20 protein-coding genes are annotated in these 19,307 nt (G+C 74.7%); 9 read left to right on the plus strand and 11 right to left on the minus strand.

Annotation, left to right across the window (positions count from 1 at the left end):
- Positions 1–43: 43 nt before the first annotated feature.
- The 3 genes from CP977_RS02335 to CP977_RS02345 all read right to left on the minus strand — a co-directional run bounded on the left by CP977_RS02335 (position 44) and on the right by CP977_RS02345 (position 2,780).
- Positions 44–457 carry an STAS domain-containing protein gene (locus tag CP977_RS02335; RefSeq protein WP_152369516.1) on the minus strand — a complete coding sequence of 138 codons (414 nt, stop codon included), beginning with the start codon at positions 455–457 and terminating at the stop codon, positions 44–46.
- 326 nt (positions 458–783) lie between these two features.
- Positions 784–1,797 carry a polyphosphate kinase 2 gene (gene ppk2 / locus CP977_RS02340; RefSeq protein WP_152369517.1) on the minus strand — a complete coding sequence of 338 codons (1,014 nt, stop codon included), beginning with the start codon at positions 1,795–1,797 and terminating at the stop codon, positions 784–786.
- Between the two features lie 128 nt (positions 1,798–1,925).
- Entirely contained in the window at positions 1,926–2,780 is an 855-nt protein-coding gene (locus CP977_RS02345) for a DMT family transporter (protein ID WP_152369518.1), read from the minus strand.
- A gap of 166 nt (positions 2,781–2,946) precedes the next feature.
- Here CP977_RS02345 and CP977_RS02350 point away from each other — a divergent pair, with 166 nt between their 5' ends.
- The 5 genes from CP977_RS02350 to CP977_RS02370 all read left to right on the plus strand — a co-directional run bounded on the left by CP977_RS02350 (position 2,947) and on the right by CP977_RS02370 (position 8,790).
- On the plus strand, positions 2,947–4,095 hold the full coding sequence (locus CP977_RS02350; RefSeq protein WP_152369519.1) for an AI-2E family transporter: 1,149 nt from the start codon (positions 2,947–2,949) through the stop codon (positions 4,093–4,095).
- Positions 4,096–4,383: 288 nt separating this feature from the next.
- Positions 4,384–5,136 carry a D-Ala-D-Ala carboxypeptidase family metallohydrolase gene (locus tag CP977_RS02355; protein ID WP_062761151.1) on the plus strand — a complete coding sequence of 251 codons (753 nt, stop codon included), beginning with the start codon at positions 4,384–4,386 and terminating at the stop codon, positions 5,134–5,136.
- 116 nt (positions 5,137–5,252) lie between these two features.
- Positions 5,253–6,989: a bifunctional phosphatase PAP2/diacylglycerol kinase family protein gene (locus CP977_RS02360; protein WP_152369520.1), complete on the plus strand. Its 1,737-nt coding sequence runs from the start codon at positions 5,253–5,255 to the stop codon at positions 6,987–6,989.
- Entirely contained in the window at positions 6,955–7,932 is a 978-nt protein-coding gene (locus tag CP977_RS02365; RefSeq protein WP_062761153.1) for a YihY/virulence factor BrkB family protein, read from the plus strand. Before CP977_RS02360 ends, CP977_RS02365 begins: the two co-directional genes overlap by 35 nt.
- 51 nt (positions 7,933–7,983) lie before the next feature.
- A complete protein-coding gene (locus CP977_RS02370; protein WP_062761155.1) occupies positions 7,984–8,790 on the plus strand; it encodes a phosphatase PAP2 family protein in 807 nt (268 codons plus the stop codon).
- Positions 8,791–8,860: 70 nt separating this feature from the next.
- On the opposite strand, the gene CP977_RS02375 is transcribed toward CP977_RS02370, so the two are convergent.
- Both CP977_RS02375 and CP977_RS02380 read right to left on the minus strand, forming a co-directional pair.
- Entirely contained in the window at positions 8,861–9,085 is a 225-nt protein-coding gene (locus CP977_RS02375) for a hypothetical protein (protein ID WP_062761157.1), read from the minus strand.
- A 94-nt stretch (positions 9,086–9,179) separates the two neighbouring features.
- A complete protein-coding gene (locus CP977_RS02380) occupies positions 9,180–9,581 on the minus strand; it encodes a hypothetical protein (protein ID WP_109186287.1) in 402 nt (133 codons plus the stop codon).
- A gap of 99 nt (positions 9,582–9,680) precedes the next feature.
- Here CP977_RS02380 and CP977_RS02385 point away from each other — a divergent pair, with 99 nt between their 5' ends.
- Entirely contained in the window at positions 9,681–10,664 is a 984-nt protein-coding gene (locus CP977_RS02385; protein WP_183953295.1) for a GlxA family transcriptional regulator, read from the plus strand.
- A gap of 41 nt (positions 10,665–10,705) precedes the next feature.
- On the opposite strand, the gene CP977_RS02390 is transcribed toward CP977_RS02385, so the two are convergent.
- The 3 genes from CP977_RS02390 to CP977_RS02400 all read right to left on the minus strand — a co-directional run bounded on the left by CP977_RS02390 (position 10,706) and on the right by CP977_RS02400 (position 13,219).
- Positions 10,706–11,209, minus strand: coding sequence for a hypothetical protein (locus CP977_RS02390; RefSeq protein WP_062761161.1), 504 nt, complete (start codon positions 11,207–11,209; stop codon positions 10,706–10,708).
- On the minus strand, positions 11,206–12,027 hold the full coding sequence (locus CP977_RS02395; protein WP_062761163.1) for an alpha/beta fold hydrolase: 822 nt from the start codon (positions 12,025–12,027) through the stop codon (positions 11,206–11,208). The genes CP977_RS02390 and CP977_RS02395 overlap by 4 nt, the downstream gene beginning before the upstream one ends.
- 94 nt (positions 12,028–12,121) lie before the next feature.
- Positions 12,122–13,219, minus strand: coding sequence for a DUF1152 domain-containing protein (locus CP977_RS02400; protein ID WP_063915327.1), 1,098 nt, complete (start codon positions 13,217–13,219; stop codon positions 12,122–12,124).
- Between the two features lie 264 nt (positions 13,220–13,483).
- On the opposite strand from CP977_RS02400, the gene CP977_RS02405 reads away from it, so the two are divergent.
- The gene (locus tag CP977_RS02405) at positions 13,484–14,869 is read left to right on the plus strand and encodes an STM4012 family radical SAM protein (RefSeq protein WP_062761165.1); all 1,386 of its coding nucleotides are present in this window, start codon (positions 13,484–13,486) and stop codon (positions 14,867–14,869) included.
- A gap of 15 nt (positions 14,870–14,884) precedes the next feature.
- Here the strand turns inward: CP977_RS02405 and CP977_RS02410 are convergent, their stop codons facing one another.
- Positions 14,885–15,781, minus strand: a complete 897-nt coding sequence (locus CP977_RS02410) for a DMT family transporter (RefSeq protein WP_063915315.1) — start codon at positions 15,779–15,781, stop codon at positions 14,885–14,887.
- Between the two features lie 175 nt (positions 15,782–15,956).
- Positions 15,957–16,724: an SDR family NAD(P)-dependent oxidoreductase gene (locus tag CP977_RS02415; RefSeq protein WP_062761169.1), complete on the minus strand. Its 768-nt coding sequence runs from the start codon at positions 16,722–16,724 to the stop codon at positions 15,957–15,959.
- 291 nt (positions 16,725–17,015) lie between these two features.
- On the opposite strand from CP977_RS02415, the gene CP977_RS02420 reads away from it, so the two are divergent.
- A complete protein-coding gene (locus CP977_RS02420; protein WP_062761172.1) occupies positions 17,016–17,573 on the plus strand; it encodes a hypothetical protein in 558 nt (185 codons plus the stop codon).
- Positions 17,574–17,589: 16 nt separating this feature from the next.
- Entirely contained in the window at positions 17,590–18,132 is a 543-nt protein-coding gene (locus CP977_RS34420; RefSeq protein ID WP_183953296.1) for a hypothetical protein, read from the plus strand.
- A 42-nt stretch (positions 18,133–18,174) separates the two neighbouring features.
- Here the strand turns inward: CP977_RS34420 and CP977_RS02430 are convergent, their stop codons facing one another.
- Entirely contained in the window at positions 18,175–19,305 is a 1,131-nt protein-coding gene (locus CP977_RS02430) for an ABC-2 transporter permease (RefSeq protein ID WP_062761293.1), read from the minus strand.
- Between the last annotated feature and the right edge of the window lie 2 nt (positions 19,306–19,307).

The raw sequence follows: 19,307 nt of genomic DNA on the forward strand, positions 1-19,307 counted from the left end.
CATGGGCCGCCCCCGACCCCGGCCATGATCCGCCGGACACGCCCTAGCAGGCGGCGGCTTCCTCCACCGTCTCCCGCACCTTGAGGACGGTGTCGGCCCCGGTGAGCTCCAGGATCCGTCGTACCGGTGTTCTCGGCCCGGCCAGGCGCAGGTCGGTCGTCCGGTGGGTGAGGATCAGCAGGTTCAGGAAGGCCGAGTCCGCGAAGGTGACGCCGGAGACGTCCAGGACCACGCTCGGGTACTCCTCGGCCGCGGCGCGCAGGGCGGCCGCCAGGGGCGCGATCGTCTGCATGTCGTAGTCGCCGCTCGCGACGACGACCCGAGTGCCGTGCGCCTCGTACTGCGCCTCCCCGGACCGGTCCGGGACGCGCGGCGCGCAGAGCGGTCCGGCCGCTCCTCCCCCGCTCCCGCCGGCACCGACCGCGTGCCCCGTCGTGACGACCTCGTTCAAGGACATCTGCGGATCCTTCCTGTGACCTTCACGGGATCACGTCACCCGTGACACGAAAATTACGTCACGTATTCGGTATCCGGCAATGACGGCCATCCAATGCCACGCACGGTGGGAGTGCCCGAATCACGCAGCGGCTGGACGCTCGTCACCAACCACGCACGCGTGCCGGCGGCGAATCCGGCAGAGGCGGGACTGCCCGTGGCCTCCCCGCTCTCCCCGCTCGTGCAGGACGAGACCGATCGCGCCCGGAGGCCGCGGGAGCCGCCGCGTCCGGCGGACGGCGACGTCCCGGCATGGATCCGCGTCGGCCGGCACGGGCGGGCCCGGGGTCAGTGGGCCGGAGGATGGTCCCCCGGGCCCTGCCGGGAGGGGGCCAGGGGGGTGGGAGAGAGGTCGGTGGTCTCCTCCCCCGGTTCCAGGAGGGTGTCCGCCGCTCCGACGATGAGCGGGTCGGGCGTGCCGACCGCCTCCTCGTCCTTGTTCGCGTAGTCGACGCGGGACAGGAGGCTGCGCATCGCTTCGAGGCGGCCCCGTCGCTTGTCGTTGTTCTTGACCACGGTCCAGGGCGCGTGCTCGGTGTCCGTCGCCCTGAACATGGCGACCTTCGCGGTGGTGTAGTCGTCCCAGCGGTCGAGGGAGGAGAGGTCGGTGGGCGAGAGCTTCCACTGCCGCACCGGGTCGACCTGGCGGATGGCGAACCGGGTGCGCTGCTCGGCCCGGGAGACGGAGAACCAGAACTTCACGAGGTGGATCCCGTCCTCGACCAGCATGCGTTCGAACAGCGGGCACTGGTGGAGGAACAGCTCGTACTCCTCCTCGGTGCAGAAGCCCATCACCCGCTCGACGCCGGCCCGGTTGTACCAGGAGCGGTCGAAGAAGACGATCTCGCCAGGGCCCGGGAGGTGGGCCACGTAGCGCTGGAAGTACCACTGTCCGGCTTCGCGCTCGGTCGGTTTGTCGAGTGCGACGATCCGGGCGCCGCGCGGGTTGAGCCGTTCGGTGAACCGCTGGATGGTGCCGCCCTTGCCCGCGGCGTCCCGTCCCTCGCACAGCACCGTGATCCGGGCGCCGGTTTCCTTTGCCCAGCGTTGCAGCTTGAGGAGTTCGATCTGCAGGATCCGCTTCTGCCGCTCGTACGCGGCGCGGCGCACCTTGCGGGGGTACGGGTAGTTCTCCCGCCACGTGCGGATGGGCTCGCCCCCGGCGTCGAGCAGGAGCGGCTGCTCCGGCCGGCTGGTGTCCACGCTGAGCCCTTCGAGCAGGTCCGGTGCGGCGTCCCGGCCCTCCCGGCTCTCCCTGCTCTCCCGGTCGTCCCCGTCGCCCGTACCGTCCGCGCCGGTCATCGGCACCCCGCTTCCTTCGTACGTTCTTTTCGCAAGTTCTTTCGGAACTTGGTGTGTACCCGGTGGTCGCGATCTCACCGGCCCTCCTGCCGCCGGTGTCACCCGGTCGGTCGGTGGCGTGCCCGGGGTCAGGACGCGCTGACCCCGCTGCGGGCCAGGGCGAACACGCCGAGGACGATCAGCGCGACGCCCGCCAGTTGGGGCAGCAGCCACCAGCCGGTGCGGATGTGCTCCTCGTACAGCAGGACGCCCAGGCTCAGGCTCACCGTGGCGTCGCCGAGGGTCAGGGCGGGCTGCGAGGCGACGAGCGGGCCGCCCTGCATGGCGTGTTCGAGCAGCAGGAGGGCCGCGATGCCCGCCGCGCAGAAGGCGTAGGTCTGCCAGGCCGTCAGGAAGGCGCCGATCCCGCCGCCGTCGAGGATGTGCATGGACGTCTTCATGAGGGCGGCGGTGAGCGCGTAGCAGATCGCGGTGGCGGCGCCCAGGCAGCCGGCCCTGGCGCGGCCGGGCGGGCGGCGCAGTCCGGCGGCGGTGAGCACCACCACGGCGACGGCGCAGGCCACCAGGACCGGCAGCCAGCGGTCCAGGGCGATGTGGGTGCGGTTGCCGGTGGGCGAGGCGGCGACGAGGGCCGCCCCGAGTCCGGCCACGACCGCCGCGACGGCCGCCCAGAGGCGGGCGGGCAGCCGTTCGCGCGCCACGAGGGAGGCGATGAGGAGGGCGAGGGGCAGTTCGAGGACGAACAGGGGCTGGACGAGGGCCAGCGGCCCGGTCGCGAGGGCCGCCGCCTGTCCGACTCCGGCGGCGACCACGGCGAGGATGCCGGCCACCCAGAGCGGGCGGCGCAGCAGGTCGAGGACGAGTCCGGGCCGGAAGGAGTCGGACTGGGGGACGGTGAGCGCGGCACGCCGCTGGAGCACCGTGGCCAGCGCGTTGCTGAACGCGGCGAAGAGGGAGAAGAGGACCGGCAGGACGACGCCCATGCACCGATCCTGACCGGGCGGCGGCCGTCCGGGGGCGGCGACACCGGCGGGGCGCCCGTACGGGGGAACGGGCCGGGGACCCGGTCGGGTCAATGCCGGGTCCTGGTCGGGCGAATGCGGGGCCCGCCGGGATGCCCGGCGCCGCCGCGGTGGTACGTCGTCGGGCATGCAGCCAGGCTCCCCACCCCAGGTGGCCCCGTTCCTCCGCACGGCCGCCGCGTACGCGTGGCGGCTGCTCGTCGTCGGCACCTTCGTGTACGCCCTGTTCGCGCTGCTCGGGCGGTTCCACGAGATCGGGGTGGCGGTGTTCCTCGGGCTGGTGGTCACCGCGCTGCTGCGGCCGGTCGTGGGCGTCGTCGCCCGGGGGCTGCCCCGGTCGGCGGCGGTCGCGCTCACCCTGTTGGGCGGCATCGCGCTGGTCCTGGGGGTGCTCACGCTGGTCGGCGAGGCGGTGGCGGGGCAGCGGACGACGCTGGTGCGGGAGTTCCGGGACGGTGTCGGGCGGATCGAGCGGCGGCTGGAGGAACCGCCGTTCCGGCTGGACCCCGGGGCGCTGTCGGACGTGCAGGAGCGGATCGGGCAGTTCCTCTCCGACCACCGCTCGGCGCTGGTCAGCGACGCGGTGAGCGGGGCGCACCATCTGGTGGCGGTGCTGACCACGCTGGCGCTCGCGCTGTTCTCCTCGGTGTTCTTCCTCCATTCGGGCGGCCGTCAGTGGGCGTGGTTCCGGGAGCAGTTGCCGGTGTCCCTGCGGGGGCGGGTGGAGGTCGGCGGGCGGGCGGCGTGGCGCACGTTCACCGGCTACACGCACGGGATCGTGCTGGTGGCCGTGGTGAACGCGGTGCTCGTGGGGATCGCGTTGTGGCTGCTCGGGGTGCCGCTCGCGGTGCCGCTGGCGCTGCTGGAGTTCGTGGCGGCGTTCGTGCCGCTGATCGGTTCGCCGGTCGCCCTCGCGGTCGCCGCGGTCGTCGCCCTGGCGGCGAAGGGCCCGTTCGTCGCGGCGGTCGTGATCGCGCTGATCGTGGTGATCGGTCAGATCGAGGGGCATCTGCTGCATCCGCTGGTGATGAGCTGGGCCGTGCGGCTGCATCCGCTGGTGGTGGCGGTCTCGGTCGTCGCGGGTTCGATCGCGGCCGGCATCGTGGGCGCGGTGGTGGCGGTGCCGCTGGTGTCGGTGGTGTGGTCGGTGATCACGGCGCTGCGGGAGGCCCGCGCGGCGGAACGGCTCACGGGCGGGGACGGTCCGGGACCGACTCCCGGGGGCGGGGGCGGGGACGGTACTGGACCGGGGTCCGGTTCCGGAGCCAGGGCCTGAGCCGGGGCCGGCTCCGGAGCCTGAACCGGTTCCAAGGGGCAGGGCCGGTCCTGAGGCCGAGTCCGGTTCCGGGGTGGGGCCGGTGCCGGGTGAAGGCGGAGGGCCGGCCGCGTGAAGCGGGGGTGTCGTTCCGCTGCCGTCATTGGGCGGACAAATGGCGGCGGCCCCGGCGGGTTGACGCGCGTCGACCGGGCCGCCAGTCTCTGAGTGCCCGCGCCGTGGATCACGTCCTCCACGCGCGCGTCCTGGACCGCGTCCGCATCCGATTCGTGAGGCATTGGAGGCCCGATGGCCGACCGCACCGCACGCTCCCTTCCCCTGCGCTTCCTCCTCTCCATTGTCATGCTCATGGCGGCATCGTTGACCGGGGTGGTGGCCACCGCGGGCACCGCGCAGGCCGACGGCTGCTACACCTGGTCGCGCACCCTCTCCCAGGGGGCGTCCGGCGCCGACGTCACGGCGCTCCAGATCCGAGTGGCCGGCTACCCCGGTCACGGCGCGGTGCTCGGCATCGACGGCTCCTACGGGCCGGCGACCGCCGCAGCGGTCAAGCGCTTCCAGGCCGCCTACGGGCTGGCCGCCGACGGCGTCGCGGGGCCCGCGACGTTCAACAAGATCTACGCCCTCCAGGACGACGACTGCACCCCCGTCCACTTCTCCTACGCGGAGCTGAACAACTGCAACAGCACCTGGGCCGGGGGCGCGGTGAGCGCGGCCACCGCCAGGTCCAACGCCCTGCGCACCATGTGGAAGCTGGAGGCCCTGCGGCACGCCCTCGGCGACCAGCCCATCCGCGTCACCAGCGGCTTCCGGAGCCAGGCCTGCAACAGCGCGGTCGGCGGGGCCTCCTCCAGCCGCCATCTGTACGGTGACGCGGCCGACCTGGGCGCCGGGCCCCACTCGCTGTGCCGACTCGCGCAGCAGGCCCGCAACCACGGCTTCAACGGCATCCTCGGGCCCGGCTACCCGGGCCACGGCGACCACGCCCACGTCGACCACCGCCCCAGCCGCTTCTGGTCCGCCTCCAGCTGCGGCATCTGACGTACGGACGGCCCGCGTTCCGGGGGGACGCGGGCCGTCGCGTCCGTGAACGGCCCCGCCGGGAGCGGCGCTGACGGCCCGCGCATGACCCGCTCCCGGCGGGTAACACGGCGGCAATGACGAACGCACACGACGCGGGGGCCAGACCGGGGCGCGCGCTCCTGCTGCTGCCCGTGCAGGCGGTCCTGGTCGCCGCGCTGGGACTTCTGGTCACCGGGCCCCTGGCGCACCACTGGCCGCTGTCCGCGGAGGACGACGTCAACCGCGCCCTGGCCGACCGCCGGGCCCCCTCCGCGACCTCGCTCACCGACTGGCTGTCCCTGGTGGCCGACACGCAGACCGTGATCGGCCTGACGCTGCTGTGCGTCCTGGGCCTGCTCCTCGTCCCCCGGGCGCCCCGGTGGTGGGAGGCCGGGTTCCTGGCCGTGTCCGTGGCCGCGCAGTCCGCGGTCTTCCTGCTCGTCACCCTCGTCGTGAACCGCGACCGTCCCGACGTGCCCCACCTGGACGGGGCGCCACCGACCTCCAGTTTCCCCTCCGGCCACGTCGGGGCCTCCGCGGCGCTCTACGGGGGCCTCGCCGTGCTCGCGGCCCGGCGCCTGCGGGGCGCGTGGCGGAACCTCGTGGTGGGGCTCCTCCTGCTGGTCCCCCTCGCGGTGGCGTTCTCCCGGCTGTACCGGGGCATGCACCACCCCTCCGACGTGGTGGCGGGACTCCTGAACGGCGCCTGCACGCTGCTGGTCGTCGGGGCCGCGCTGCTGCCGGACGCCCGGAAGGGCGAGGCGGAAACGGAGCCGGCCGCCCCCGGCACGCGGCGGGCCGTCGTGGTGCGCCACCCGCACGCGTGCGACGACGCGACCGCCGCCCGGGTGCGGACCGCACTGCGCCGGCACGGGTACCCGGAGCAGCGGTGGACCGACACGACGCCCGAGGACCCTTCCGGCGGCCTCGTCCCGCACCTGACCGGAGCGGACGCGGATCCGGCCGGACCGGCTGAACCGGTCGGGCCGGTCGACCTGGTCGTCGTCTGCGGCGGGGACGGCACCGTGCGCGCCTGCGCCGATCTGGTGGCCGGGACCGGGATCCCCCTCGCGATCGTCCCCTGCGGTACGGGGAACCTCCTCGCCCGCAACCTGGGCCTGCCGGTCGAACCGGTGGCCGCGCTGCGGGAGGCCCTGTCCGGGCGGGCCGTCGGCCTCGACGTGGGCCGGATACGGGGCGACGGCCTCGCGCCGACCCGGTTCGCGGTCATGGCGGGCGCCGGGTTCGACGCCGCCATGGTCCGGGACGCCTCGCCGCGGCTCAAGGAGCGCCTGGGCTGGGCCGCGTACGTCCTCTCGGCCGCGCGGCACCTGCGGGACCCCCGGATGCGCCTCTCGCTCCGGCTCGACGGGGGCGCCCCGCTGGAACGGCGGGCCCGCATGGTCGTCATCGGCAACGTCGGCTCCCTGCAGGGCGGGCTGCCGCTGCTGCCGGAGGCCCGGCCCGACAGCGGCCGGCTCGAAGTCGTCCTGCTCGACCCGCGCGGGGTGACCGGATGGCTCGCCGCCGCCGGATACCTCGCCTCCCGGGCGCCGGGCCGTTCCCGCGCGTCCGGGACCCGGGAGCGGACCGCGGCGCACGGCGCGCTGGAGTACTTCGGCGCGACCCGCGTCGACCTCCGCTTCTCCCGTCCCCAGCCGCGCGAACTCGACGGCGACGTCCTCCCGGCGGGCACCCGGCTGACGGCGGAGGTCGAGCCGGGAGCGCTGCGGGTGTGCCTGCCCGCGCCGACGCGGATCGGCGCGCAGGGCCGGACCGGAGGGGAGGTGGCGGAGCATGGGCACCGCGACGCGCGTACCGCGGCTCGGTGAGATCAGGGCCGTGGAGGCCGAACTGCGGCTGCAGGGCGAGACCCTGTCCGGGGAGGACGCCTGGGCCACGCTCCGCCGCTACGGGGGCTGGGCCCTCGTACGGGACTCCTTCGTGCGGTTCCGGTACGCCGACGGGTTCAGCCACTCCCGGGCCCTCGCCCTGCAGACCGTCCTGGCGATCCTCCCCTTCGCCATCGCGGTCATAGGGCTGTCGGGGGTGCTGCACACCGAGGACGTCGGGCGGATCGCCGAGCTGCTGATCCGCCGGATCAGCGGCCCCAGCCAGGACGTCGTGGACGACGCCCTGCGGGCGAGCCGGCGGCACGCCGGGGACGGCGGCGCGCTCGCCCTCTGGTTCGGCCTGCTGTTCTCGATCTCCAACGTCACCACCGGCATGTGCCAGGTGGAGCGCGGCGCCAACCGCATCTACGGCGTCGAGCGCGACCGCCCGTTCCTCCACAAGTACGCCCGCGGGCTCGTGATGTCCCTGCTGGCCGGGCTGCCCCTCGGGCTGAGCTTCTGCGTCACCGTCCTGGGCTCCGACCTGAGCCACGCCCTGATCGAGGTCTACCACCTCGGCCCCGGCACCCGCCTCGCGTGGGACCTGCTGCGCTGGCCCGTCGGGATCCTGCTGGCCGTCCTCGCCACCAGCGTCGTCTTCCGCCGCTCGCCCCGGCGCCCCCAGCCGGGCCACACCTGGCTGGCCTTCGGCGCCGCCGTCCACCTGCTGCTGTGGCTGGGCGCGACCTGGGGCCTGAGCCTGTACGTCGGCTCCGGCGGCTCCTTCACCACCGTGTACGGCCCGCTGAGCGCGTTCGTGGCGCTGCTGCTGTGGTCGTACCTCACGTCGCTCTCGCTCTTCCTGGGCCTGTCCTTCGCGGCCCAACTGGAGGCCGTACGGGCAGGGGTGGACGCCCCGATCAGCGAGGACCCCGGGGTCTGACCCGCTCCCCCACCCTCCGCCCGCGTACCACGGAAAGGAACCGTACCGACCATGACAGAGCGTTCCCCCCGGCCCCGGCGCGGCCGTCTCGCACGGCTCGCGGCCCGACACGGCGGGCCCGACGCCCGGTTCGGCGCGCGGCTGCTCGCGGGCACGGTCCTCACCGCCCTGGCGGCCGTCCCGTTCTCCCTCGCGCTGGTCCTGGTGGAGTCGCACTGGGCCCCGCTGCACCGGCTCGACCAGGGCGTGGCCGAGCGGCTGCACCGCTCCGCGCTCGAACACCCCGCCTGGGTGCGGGTGCTCGACTTCCTCACGCACGTGGCGTGGGGTCCCGCGACGATGCGGATCCTGGTGGCCGGGGTGGTGGTGTGGCTCCTGTGGCGGCGGGCCTTCCGGCTGGCCGCGTGGGCGGCCGTCACGGCGACCGCCGGCGGGCTCGTGGGCCTGCTGGTGAAGAACGTGGTCGAGCGCGCCCGGCCGCACCTGCCGGATCCCGTCTCCCACGCGCCCGGCTTCTCCTTCCCCTCCGGGCACTCCATGACGGCCGTGACCTCCTGCGCCGTCCTGCTGCTCGTCCTGCTGCCGCTGGTGCCGCGCGCGTGGCGGCCGCTGCCGTGGGTCCTGGCCGCGGTGGCGGTGCTCGGGGTGGGCTACACGCGCGTCGCGCTCGGCGTGCACTGGGTGAGCGACGTGGTCGGCGGCTGGCTGCTCGGCGTCGCCGTGGTCACGGCGACCACGCTCGCCTTCGAGGCGTGGCGCGGCGACGTCGGCCGGTCCCGCACGACCCCCGCCGAGGGCCTGGAGCCCGAGATCACGACGGACGACCCGGAGCCGGCGGGCCGGCCCGGGTCCCGGTGAGCGCGGACGCCCCCGCGCCGGCCGGGGTCCGGCGGCGCGGGGGCGTCGTGGGTGTTGCGGGGGGGGCGGGTTACTCGTCGTCCCCCGACCCGGCCCCCCGGTCCCCGCCCGCGCGCCGCCGGGCGTCCTCCTGCGCGCTCCGGCTGGGCGTGAGGGCGTCGGCGGCCTCGCCGTCCTCGCCGGGGCGCGGCTCCTCCCGTACGTCCGTCTCGGCCTCCTCGAACTCCTTCAGGACCTCCTCGGCGGCGGTCCTCGGGTGGTCGGCGTTCCCCTCGGTGGCGCGGTGCTGCGACATGCGTCCCTCTTCCTCGCGGTTCGTTGTCGTACGACCTCTTTTGTACGCGTTCCGGTACCCGGTGTCGTGCGCTTCAAGCCCGCCGGCCGGTCGCTCAGGCCAGCAGGAGGATCGCGAGCGCGCCCGAGACGTCGACGACGCCGCACCACTCCGACCAGGCCCGGGGCACGACGCGGCCCGAGCGGTGGTGGACGAGGTCCCACAGGCCGTGGGCCAGCCAGCCGGCGGCCAGGACGTACAGGGCGGCCCGGCCGTCCAGGGAGAGGACGAGTGCGGCCGCCGCGCAGAAGGCGACGAGACCGGCGAGCTGGAGGGCGAGCGTCCGCCGGTCGCGGAGCTCTCCCCGGGCCGCCCCGAAGCCCAGGTAGCAGAGGGGCATGACCACGAGCAGCGCGGCGAGGAAGCCGGTCGGCGGGGCACCGTCGACGAAGGTGACGAGGGTCAGGGCGAGGGCGAGCAGGGTCGGCCGACGGTGGGCGAGGAAGCGGATCGTCATGGCGTCCACTGTCCGGGGCGGCGGGCGGGCCGGGGCGGTTGCCGGCTCCGTACGTCCGTCCGCTTGGGGTGGATGTCCGTGCGGGATAGGGTCGTTCGCATGGGGGGACGCGCTGAGCGCCTGGTGGCCGTCGTCGGTTTCGAGGCGGCCGAGCTGCTCGACATCGCCTGTGTGACGACGGGGCTCGCCATGGCGAACGGGCTCGGGGACGTCGACGTGCCGTACCGGGTGCGGGTGGTCGGGCCCGGCGGGGGCGCCATCCGCTGCGGCACCGGGCTCACGCTGGGCAGCGACGAGTCGCTGGAGCGTACGAGGGGGCCGCTGGACACGCTCGTCGTCTCGGGCGGCCTGGGCGTCGACCGGTTCGCCGCGGACGCACGTCTCGTCGGGCACGTCAGGCGCCTCGCCCGGGAGAGCCGCCGGGTGGCCTCCGTGTGCACGGGCGCGGGCGTCCTGGCCGCGGCGGGGCTCCTCGACGGCCGGCGGGCCACCACGCACTGGCAGTTCGCTCCCCGGCTGGCCGCGCGGCATCCGGGCGTCTCGGTCGACCCGGCGCCGCTGTGGATCCGCGACGGGAACGTGTACACGTCGGCGGGCGTCACCAGCGCGCTCGACCTGACCCTGGCGTTCGTCGAGGAGGACCACGGCTCCGACCTGGCGCGCCGGGTCGCCCGGCACCTCGTCGTCTACATGCAGCGGCCCGGCAACCAGACCCAGATGAGCCTCTTCACGGCAGCGCCCCCGCCCCGGGACGACACGGTCCGCGCCCTCGTCGCACACATCGCCGCCCGTCCCCACGACGACCTCAGTACACCGGTCCTGGCCGCCCGGGCGGGGATGACGCCCCGCCACCTCACCCGGCTGTTCACGGAGCACCTGGGGCAGTCGCCCGGCCGGTACGTCCGCGCCGTCCGTACCGAGGCGGCCGCGCAGCTCCTGGTGACCACCGCGCTCCCCCTGTCCTCGGTGGCCGTGCGCTGCGGCTTCGGCACGTCGGAGTCACTGCGCAAGGCGTTCGCCGACCACTACGGGGTCTCGCCCTCGCGGTACCGCGAGAACATGCGCTCCACGGGCGGGCGGTAGGCCCTCGACAGCCGGGGCCGGTTCGGCGGCGTCGGACCGTTTCAGTCGTCGCCCCGGTCCCGCGCCGGGGGCCGTCGCCCCCGCGTCGACGCCAGCACCCCTCCCACGACGGCGATCACCGCGAGGGCCAGGGCGATGCTCACCCAGCCCTCGGTGTCCCAGTAGACGTCCTCCAGGCTGATCAGCAGTGCCGCCTCGTCGACGATCAGGGCCATGCCGACGCCGTAGGCGAGACCCATCCAGGCACGCGCGCGTGCCGAGCGTTCCACGAGGCCCGCCGCGCCCACCACGGCGAGCAGCAGGATCCCCCACACGTAGTGGTGGATGTGCACTCCCCCGGCCTGCACGTCGCCGATGCCGGCCACGTCGATGTGGATCAGCCAGGTGAGCAGGCGCATTCCGCCGAAGGTGAGGGCGAAGCCCCACCACGCCAGGACGAAGCCGCGGCGCTCGGAGGAGATGCCGGGCAGGAGGCGCAGCCACGGCGACCGGCGGGGCGTGGACGGCCGGCGGTCGGGTGACCGCGGGATGTGCGAGGGCGTCATGCGTTCTCCGTCTCTTCCGTCTCTTCCGCCGCGAATTCCTCGATCAGCCCGGCCACGGCCTCCGGCGCGCTGTAGTGCGCCGCGTGCGCGGCGCCCGGGAGGTCGGCCGCGCGCCCGTCGGGGACCAGCCGGGCCGCGCGCCGGATCCAGGCGTGGGAGGCGATGGTGTCACCGGCGCCGCGGATCACGAGCGTCGGCACGGCGACCCGGGCCAGATGCCCCTCGAATGCCCCGGCCGCGTCCCGCAGGGCGTGCCGCAGGGACGCGGCGAAGCGGAGGGGGCCGGTGAGCAGGTAGTCCGTCGCGGCCGTCACGAGCAGGGAGAGCGGTTCCCGGGGCGCGTCCGCGAGGAGCCGGCCGCAGTGGCGGAGGCCCGACACGCCCGGTTCGAGCGCCGGACCGAGCAGTACGAGCCGCCGGACCAGCCGGGGGTGGCGGACGGCGAGGGCCGCGGCCACCTGGCAGCCGACCGAGTTGGCCACCAGCAGGCTCGGCCCCGGGGAGAGCCGCCGGTGCCAGCGGGCCAGGGCGTCGGCGGCCCGTTCCACGTCGGGCATCCGGCGGGCGGCGGCCCGTGACCGCGCGTTGCCCGGCAGGTCCGGCACGAGCACGGGGGTTCCGTCCGCCGCGAGACGCCGTGCCAGCGGAGCGAAGTACCGCCCGGAGAGGCCGAGTCCGTGCACCAGGACCACGGTCGTCCCGTCCGCCCGTGGCGGAGGGCCGTAGGAGCGGGTGAAGAGACCGGCGCGGACCCCCTCCTCCTCCCTCCGTCCGGCTCCGTCGGGCCGGGCGGTGCCGGGGGCGATCTGCTCGGTCATGTCGGCTCCCTCTCGGTGGTACGGCGCGTGAGCGCGGCTGCCCCGAAGGAGTTCCGGGAAACGGCGTGCGCGAAGCACGCGACCGGGGGGAGGGTCAGGCGCCCGCCAGGCGCCAGAGCGGGGGTACGCGGCGCTGTGGCGCCTCCGCCCGCAGGGTCCGGTGGAGGCCGGCGGCCTCCGGAGGGGTGAGGGCGAGTTCCTCGGTGATCCTGCGGGTGGTGACGTAGTCGAGGCCCTCGGCCAGTCGGGACCGCTCCCAGGCGGTGAACCGGGCGAGGAGGGTGTCGGGGTCCGCCGGCGGGCGCGGGGACGGCACGGCGGGTGCCGCCGCGGCCCGTCGCCGTTCGCGCGCGATCTCGGAGAAGCCGCAGACCTCGTACGACACCTCCTCGGCGGCTTCCAGGCCGGAGCAGCGGTCGAGCGCCCTCGCCAGCGGGTTGAGCCGGAGCGCCTCCTCGCGGGTGAGCCGGTGCACCTGGCGCGCGGAGTCGTCGAGGACCAGGGGGCGGGGGGCGTCGCGGGTGCCGCAGACACCGCGCACGCCCCGGGCCGCCGCGACGAGCACGGCGCCGGCCTCGGACGGGTGCCAGTCGAAGACGGCGAGGACGCCCTCGGTGTCCTCGGGGGCGAGGGTGAGGGCCGGTGCGCCCAGACGGGGCATCAGGAGGGGCAGGGGCACTTCGTTGTCCAGGCCGGGCCCCGCGACGTACACGGTCGTGGGGATGCCCGTCGCGGCGCAGGCCGCCAGGGCCAGCGCGTCGCCGAGGGGGCTGCGCAGGGTCGGTTCGTCCCCCCGCGCCACGATGTCCCCGCCCACGTCCACGAGGTCGATCCGGTCGGCTCCGCACCAGCGGGCCGCCGCGTCGATCTGGCGGGCGAGGCCGAGCGTGCCGCCGTGGGGGTCGAGGAGCCCCAGGGCGGGGCGCAGTTGCGCGGCCAGACGGGGCAGCAGCGAGCCGGCCGGTGCCTTCGGCGCGGTCCGCGGGGTGATGAGGGTCAGGTCCGGCGCGGGCGTGAGGGTGCCGGTGAAGTCCGCGGCGCCGCGCGGGCCGGGGACGGGGTCGACGACCAGCCTCTCCCAGGCGTAGGTGAGCACCAGTGCCGGGGTGTCCGGCCCGTACAGCGCCGCGTGCACCATGGCCGCCGTGATGGCGTCACCGCCACCGCCGGCGGCGACGAGAAGTCGCTTCATGGCGGACACCCAACTCCACAAGCCGCCTCTCCCGCCACCCGGACCGGGCGGTTCCGCCGCCCCGACCGCCGGACAAACGAAGGCATTTGGAAGGAAAGAACCTTCTTCACGAAAAGTGCATACGAAAATCCATGCGGCGAAACCGATTTTGTGGCGTTCGCACTACAGATGCCGACACGACGGTCGCCCTAGGGTCCCGAGCTGTCACCCAAAGTGACGTCGTCGTCCGAGAGTGAGTCACTTCGCGCCATGGGCAAGCCAGTCATGCTTCCGTCGCCGTCCACCCGGCCCTCCCTCCCCGCCGCCTCCGAGGAGGAGAGCCCCTACCAGCAGTACGTGTACGCCTATCCGCACCAGAAGGCCTACCGCCTTCTCGACGACGGTCCGCTCCTGAGCGACCTGTGGGCGGGCGAGCGCCTCGACGCCCTCTCCTTCTACGCGCACATACCGTTCTGCGAGATGCGGTGCGGCTTCTGCAACCTCTTCACCCGCACCGGCGCCCCCGAGGAGGTGACCGGCGCCTTCCTCGACACCCTGGAGCGGCAGGCACGGGTCACCCGGGAGGCCCTCGACGCCCAGGGCCGGCCGTTACGGTTCACCCTCGCGGCCTTCGGCGGCGGCACGCCGACCTACCTGACGGCCGACGAACTCGTCCGGCTCTGCGACATCTCCGAGGACGTCATGGGCGTCGACCTGCGGGCGGTGTCCTGGTCGGTGGAGACCTCGCCGGCCACCGCGACCGCCGACCGCCTCGCCGTGCTCGCGGAGCGGGGCGCCACCCGGCTGAGCATCGGCGTGCAGAGCTTCCTCGACGAGGAGGCGCGGGCCGCCGTCCGTCCGCAGAAGCGGGAGGAGGCCGAGGCAGCCCTGGGCCGCCTCAGGGACGCGCGGTTCCCCGTGCTCAACATCGACCTCATCTACGGCATCGACGGCCAGACCGAACGCACCTTCAAGGTCTCGCTCGACGCCGCCCTCGCCTGGGAGCCCGAGGAGATCTACCTCTACCCCCTCTACGTGCGCCCGCTGACCGGGCTGAGCACCCGGCACGCGGCCGGCCCCGCCGAGTGGGACGACCAGCGGCTGCGCCTTTACCGCTTCGGCCGCGACCACCTCCTCTCGGCCGGTTACGAGCAGACCTCGATGCGGGTCTTCCGCCGGATCGGCACCGCCGCCGTCGAGGACACCGACGGCAGCAGCATCAGCGAGTACAACCAGCAGGCCGGGATGGTCGGGCTCGGCGTCGGCGCCCGCTCCTTCACGACGGACCTGCACTACACGACCGACTACGCCGTCGCGGTCCCCGAGGTGCGCCGCATCATCGACGACTACATCGCGACCCCGAGCGACCGGTTCCGGCGGGCGCAGTGGGCGTTCCGCATGGACGGGGACGAGCGGCGCAGGATGTACGTCCTCCAGCACCTGCTCGAATCGTCGGGGCTGGACACCGCCGGCTACGAGCGGCGGTTCGGCAGCCGCTTCGAGGACGACTTCGCCCCGCAGCTCGACGCCCTCCTGGGGCGCCACTGGCTGCGGGACGGCGGCGGCGTCCTCCGGCTGACGCCGGAGGGGATGGCCAGGGCCGACGGGATCGGTCCGATGTTCTTCTCCGCGACCGTACGGGAGAACATGCGCGCCTACCGGGACCGGTGACACCGCCCGTCGCGGTCAGCGCCCGGCCGGCTCCGGCAGGTGATCCTCCGGAGTCCGGCGGCGCTCCGGCACGGAGACCGTGACCAGGCCGCCGAGGAGCAGCGCGGCGCCGGCGGCGGCGAGGGGCCCCGGCCTCTCGCCGAGCAACGCCACGCCGAGCACCGTGGCGACCAGCGGTTCCGTCAGGCTCAGCGTCCCCACCGTGGCGGCGCCGAGCCCACCGACCCCCCGGGTGAAGAGCAGATAGCCGAGCGCGGTGGTGCCGAGCCCCAGCCAGCCCACCAGGGCGGCGCCGCGCGCCGTGGCCAGGCCCTCGGGGGCGATCAGGAGGTACGGGGAGACGAGCAGCCCGGCGCACAGGACGCTGACCGGGGCCGCCGCGTCCAGGTCGGCCCCGTGCGCGCCCAGTTCCTTGGTGGCGGCGATGTAGACGCCGAAGCTCGCCCCGGCCGCCGCCCCGTACGCGACGCCGAGCGCGTCCGCGCGTCCTCCGCCCCCCGGGAGGAGCAGCAGCCCGATGCCCGCGACGGCGCAGACCGTGCCCGCCGCCCAGCGCGACGACGGCCGCTCACGGGAGAGCAGGAGCCCGCAGGCCCCGCCGACCACGGGCACGGTCCCGAAGGCGACCGCCGTCGCAAGGGCCGCCCCGGAGCGCTCGACCGCCTGGAGGAAGCAGACCTGGAAGGAGGCCGTGACGAGCACGCTCACCACCAGCCACCGGCGCGTCCCGGGCAGCCGTAAGGTGCGCAGTCCGGCCGGCCGCGCCATGAGGGCCGTGAGGACGAGCCCGCCCAGGAGCATCCGGGCGGCGCCGAGCGACACCGGGTGCGCCCCGGTGTCGGCCCAGATCTGCGCCGGTCCCACGGTGCCCCACAGGACCGCCGCCACCAGTACGGACGCCACAGCCTTCACGCCGACTCCCCTCCCACCACGCACGGACGGCGCGAACGTATCCGGGCCCGCCGGGTGGTGGCCCCTGGTGAAAACCATGAGATCCGCGCCCCGTGCGCCGCCGATCCCGTGTCTTCGCACCACACCCCCTCCCCCGATTCCTCCGGATCGGTGTTCCGGCGTGGGTCGCGGGTGGTCAACTCCGCAGGTGAGAGGCGCCGTTCAGGTCGAGGATCGAACCGGACGCCCATTCCGCGTCGGGGGAGGCGAGCCACAGGACGGCCGCCGCGACCTCGGCGGGGGCGGCCACGCGCCCGAAGGGGCTCTGGGCGCGGATCGCGGCCCCCTCGGGTCCCTCCAGGCGCGGTGAGACGCGCTCGGTGGCGAAGAATCCGGGCGCCACCGAGGCGACGGCGATCCCGTGGGGGGCGAGGGAGACGGCGAGCGACTGGCCGAGCGCGTGGACGGCCGCCTTGGTCGCCCCGTACGCCGGGTGGTCGGGTTCGCCGCGGAAGGCTCCCCGGGAGCCGATGTTGACGATCCGTCCGCCCGTCCCCCGGTCGATCATGCGCCGGGCCGCGAGGTGGCTCAGGTGCGCGGTCGCGAGCAGGTTCACGGAGACGTGCTGCCGCCAGACCTCCACCCACTCCTCGTAGGGGGTCTCGGGGAGGGGGTGGCGGAGGTTCACCGCCGCGTTGTTGACCAGCACGTCGATCCCGCCGAGCGCCTCGGCCGCCGTGTCGGCCACGGTCGCGGCCGTCCCCGGGTCCGCGAGGTCGCCCCCGACGAGGACGTGGCCCGTCCCTTCGAGGGAGTCGAGGGTCGCCCGGGCCTCCTCGGCGCGCGAGGCGAAGTGGACGGCGACCCGGTCGCCGTTGGCCGCGAACGCCCGGGCCACCTCCCTGCCGAGGCCCCGGGAGGCGCCGGTGACGAGGACGCGGCGGCCTGTTGCGGGCAGGTTCATGGGGTGCCTTCCGGTCGGGGACGTGCCGTCCGGCATTCTGCACGCCGGGCTCGCCCGTTCCCGACCGTCACCCCCCGTTCCCGACCCTTGTCCCGTTCTCGCCCGTCGGAGGGTCGGGCGGGCGTCAGGAGACCGTCAGGACGGGCTCGCCCGTGGTGCGGCCCTCCTCGCCGATCGGGTGAGCCTTCGGCGCCGGGGGCCGGGCCGGGACGTGACGTCGCGTCCGTTTGGAGTACGGGGCTCAGGGCACCCGAGGCGCTACGGACAAGACACAGCGAGAGGTGCGAGTCGATGTCGACCGGAATCGTCCTGGCCATCGTCATTGCCGCCGTCGTGGTGGTCGCGCTCGTGGCCGTCGCCGCGGTGAACCACAGGCGACGGGCACGTCTGCGCGACCGGTTCGGGCCCGAGTACGACCGGGCCGTCGAGGAGACGGGCAGCAGGCGGGCCGCCGAGCAGGACCTCGGCGCCCGCGAGCGGCGCTACCAGGAACTGGACATCAAGCCGCTGTCGAGCGGCACGAGGGAGCAGTACGCGCAGCGGTGGAAGGAGCTCCAGGAGGAGTTCGTCGACGCGCCCGAGGGCGCGGTGCACGAGGCCGACCGGCTGGTGACGGCCCTGATGCACGAACGCGGCTACCCCACCGAGGAGTACGAGCAGCGGATGCGCGACCTGTCCGTGCGGCACGGCCGCACGCTGGAGCACTACCGGGCCGCCCAGGAGGTGCACGCCCTGAGCTCCTCGCGGTCGGCCACCACCGAACAGCTGCGGGAGGCGATGGTGCACTACCGGGCCCTCTTCGACGACCTGCTCACCGACGGCGAACCGACCGGCTCCCGCCGGTCCTGACGCGGAGGCGGAACACATGCGCGACCACGACACGGCCGAACGGGCGGCGCAGGCCGCTCCGTACGGGACGGACAAGCAGACGGCCAAGCAGACGGACACGCGGCCCGGAACGGCCGACCGGGGCGAAGCCGACGACCGGCGCGAGACGGACGGCCGACCCCCCGCCCCCGTGGAGCGGGACCCGGGACCGGCGGAGAAGTCCGCCCCTCCCGGGCCATCGGACGTCCGGCCCGCCCCGTTGGCGAAGGCCACCGGGCACGGGGACGACGAGCACGTTCCGGATCTGCTCGGCAAGGCGGACGGCGACGCGTACCGCGAGCGCTGGCGCGAGATCCAGGGGCGGTTCGTCGACGACCCGCGCGAGGCGGTCCACTCGGCCGACGAGCTCGTCGCCGACGTGATGAAGACGCTGGCGGAGGCCTTCGCCGACCACAAGCACACCCTCGAAGGGCAGTGGAGCGAGGGCCGGGACGCGGACACGGAGGACCTGCGGGTGGCGCTGCGCGAGTACCGCTCCTTCTTCAACCGGCTCCTGACCACTTCGGCCCCGCAGCGGTAGGGAGCCGGCGCCGCCGGGAGCGGGGCGGGGCGGAACGGGGCGTCACGGCGCCGCGTGCGCCCCGCCCCGCTCCCGGCCGCCCGGATGGCGGTGCCGCCAGACCCAGAACACCGCGGAGGACACCAGCGCCCACCCCGCGAGCACCACGAAGGGGAAGAGGTGCTGGTGGCCGCCGAAGTACACCGCGGTGTGCTGCGCGTTCACCGAGGCACCCGGCGGCAGCCACTGGCCGATGTGCCCGAGCGGCGACGGCAGCAGCGGCCAGGACACCGCGCCGCCCGAGGAGGGGTTGCCGAGGAGCACCATCAGCCCCCAGGTCGGGAGCATGGCCCACCGCCCGATGAGGGTGTTGAACATCGAGAAGACCATGCCGGAGGCGAACATGGTCAGGGCGAGGATCAGCCACGACTCGACGAACGGCAGGTCGAGCGCGCCGAGCAGCCAGTCCACGGTCGCCGCGATCGCGAATCCGCCCAGCAGGGCGTAGAGCGCGGTGAAGGCGATCCGCTCGGCGGGGTTCAGCGGCCTCGCGTGCACGCTGAGCTGGATGGCGCCCACGAAGCCGATGATCACGGCGGCGAGCGAGATGTAGAACAGCGCGAGGCCGCGCGGGTCGCCCTTCTGCAGCGGTTTGACGTCCGCGACCGTGACCGGCACTCCGGTCGCCCGGCCCACCTCCACCGCCGACTCCACGAGGAGCTGGGCCACCGAGGCGCCCGAGGCGCCGGCGACGTCGAGGGCCACGCGGCCGTCCCGCAGGGACACGACGGCGAAGACCTCCTGTTCGTTCACCGCCTCCAGCGCCTCGGCGCGCGTCCGGTAGGGCCGCAGTTCGAGCGAGGAGTCGAGCGCCCGTTCCATCCCCCCGGTGAAGGTCCTGCCGGTCGGCGAGTCCGCCGCCCCGAGGACGGCCGTCGGGATGTGACGGGGGGTCGGGTTCGCCATCGCGTACGTGTACGAGCCGGCGAACAGCGCGGCCGCCGCGGCCAGGATCAGGACGAGCACGGTCGCCGGGAAGAAGGGCGAGCGGGTGAACGCCGTCCAGCGCTCGGAACGGCTCGGCGGCCGGCCGTGGGCGCCGTGCGACGGCGCGGTCCGCTCCTCCTCCCGCCCCGCGTCGTCTCCCGTGGGGCCGTCCTGGGGCGGCGGGCTGTCCTCGTGCGTGTCGGCCATGA

The organism is Streptomyces cinereoruber, from assembly GCF_009299385.1.
Taxonomy (GTDB): domain Bacteria; phylum Actinomycetota; class Actinomycetes; order Streptomycetales; family Streptomycetaceae; genus Streptomyces; species Streptomyces bikiniensis.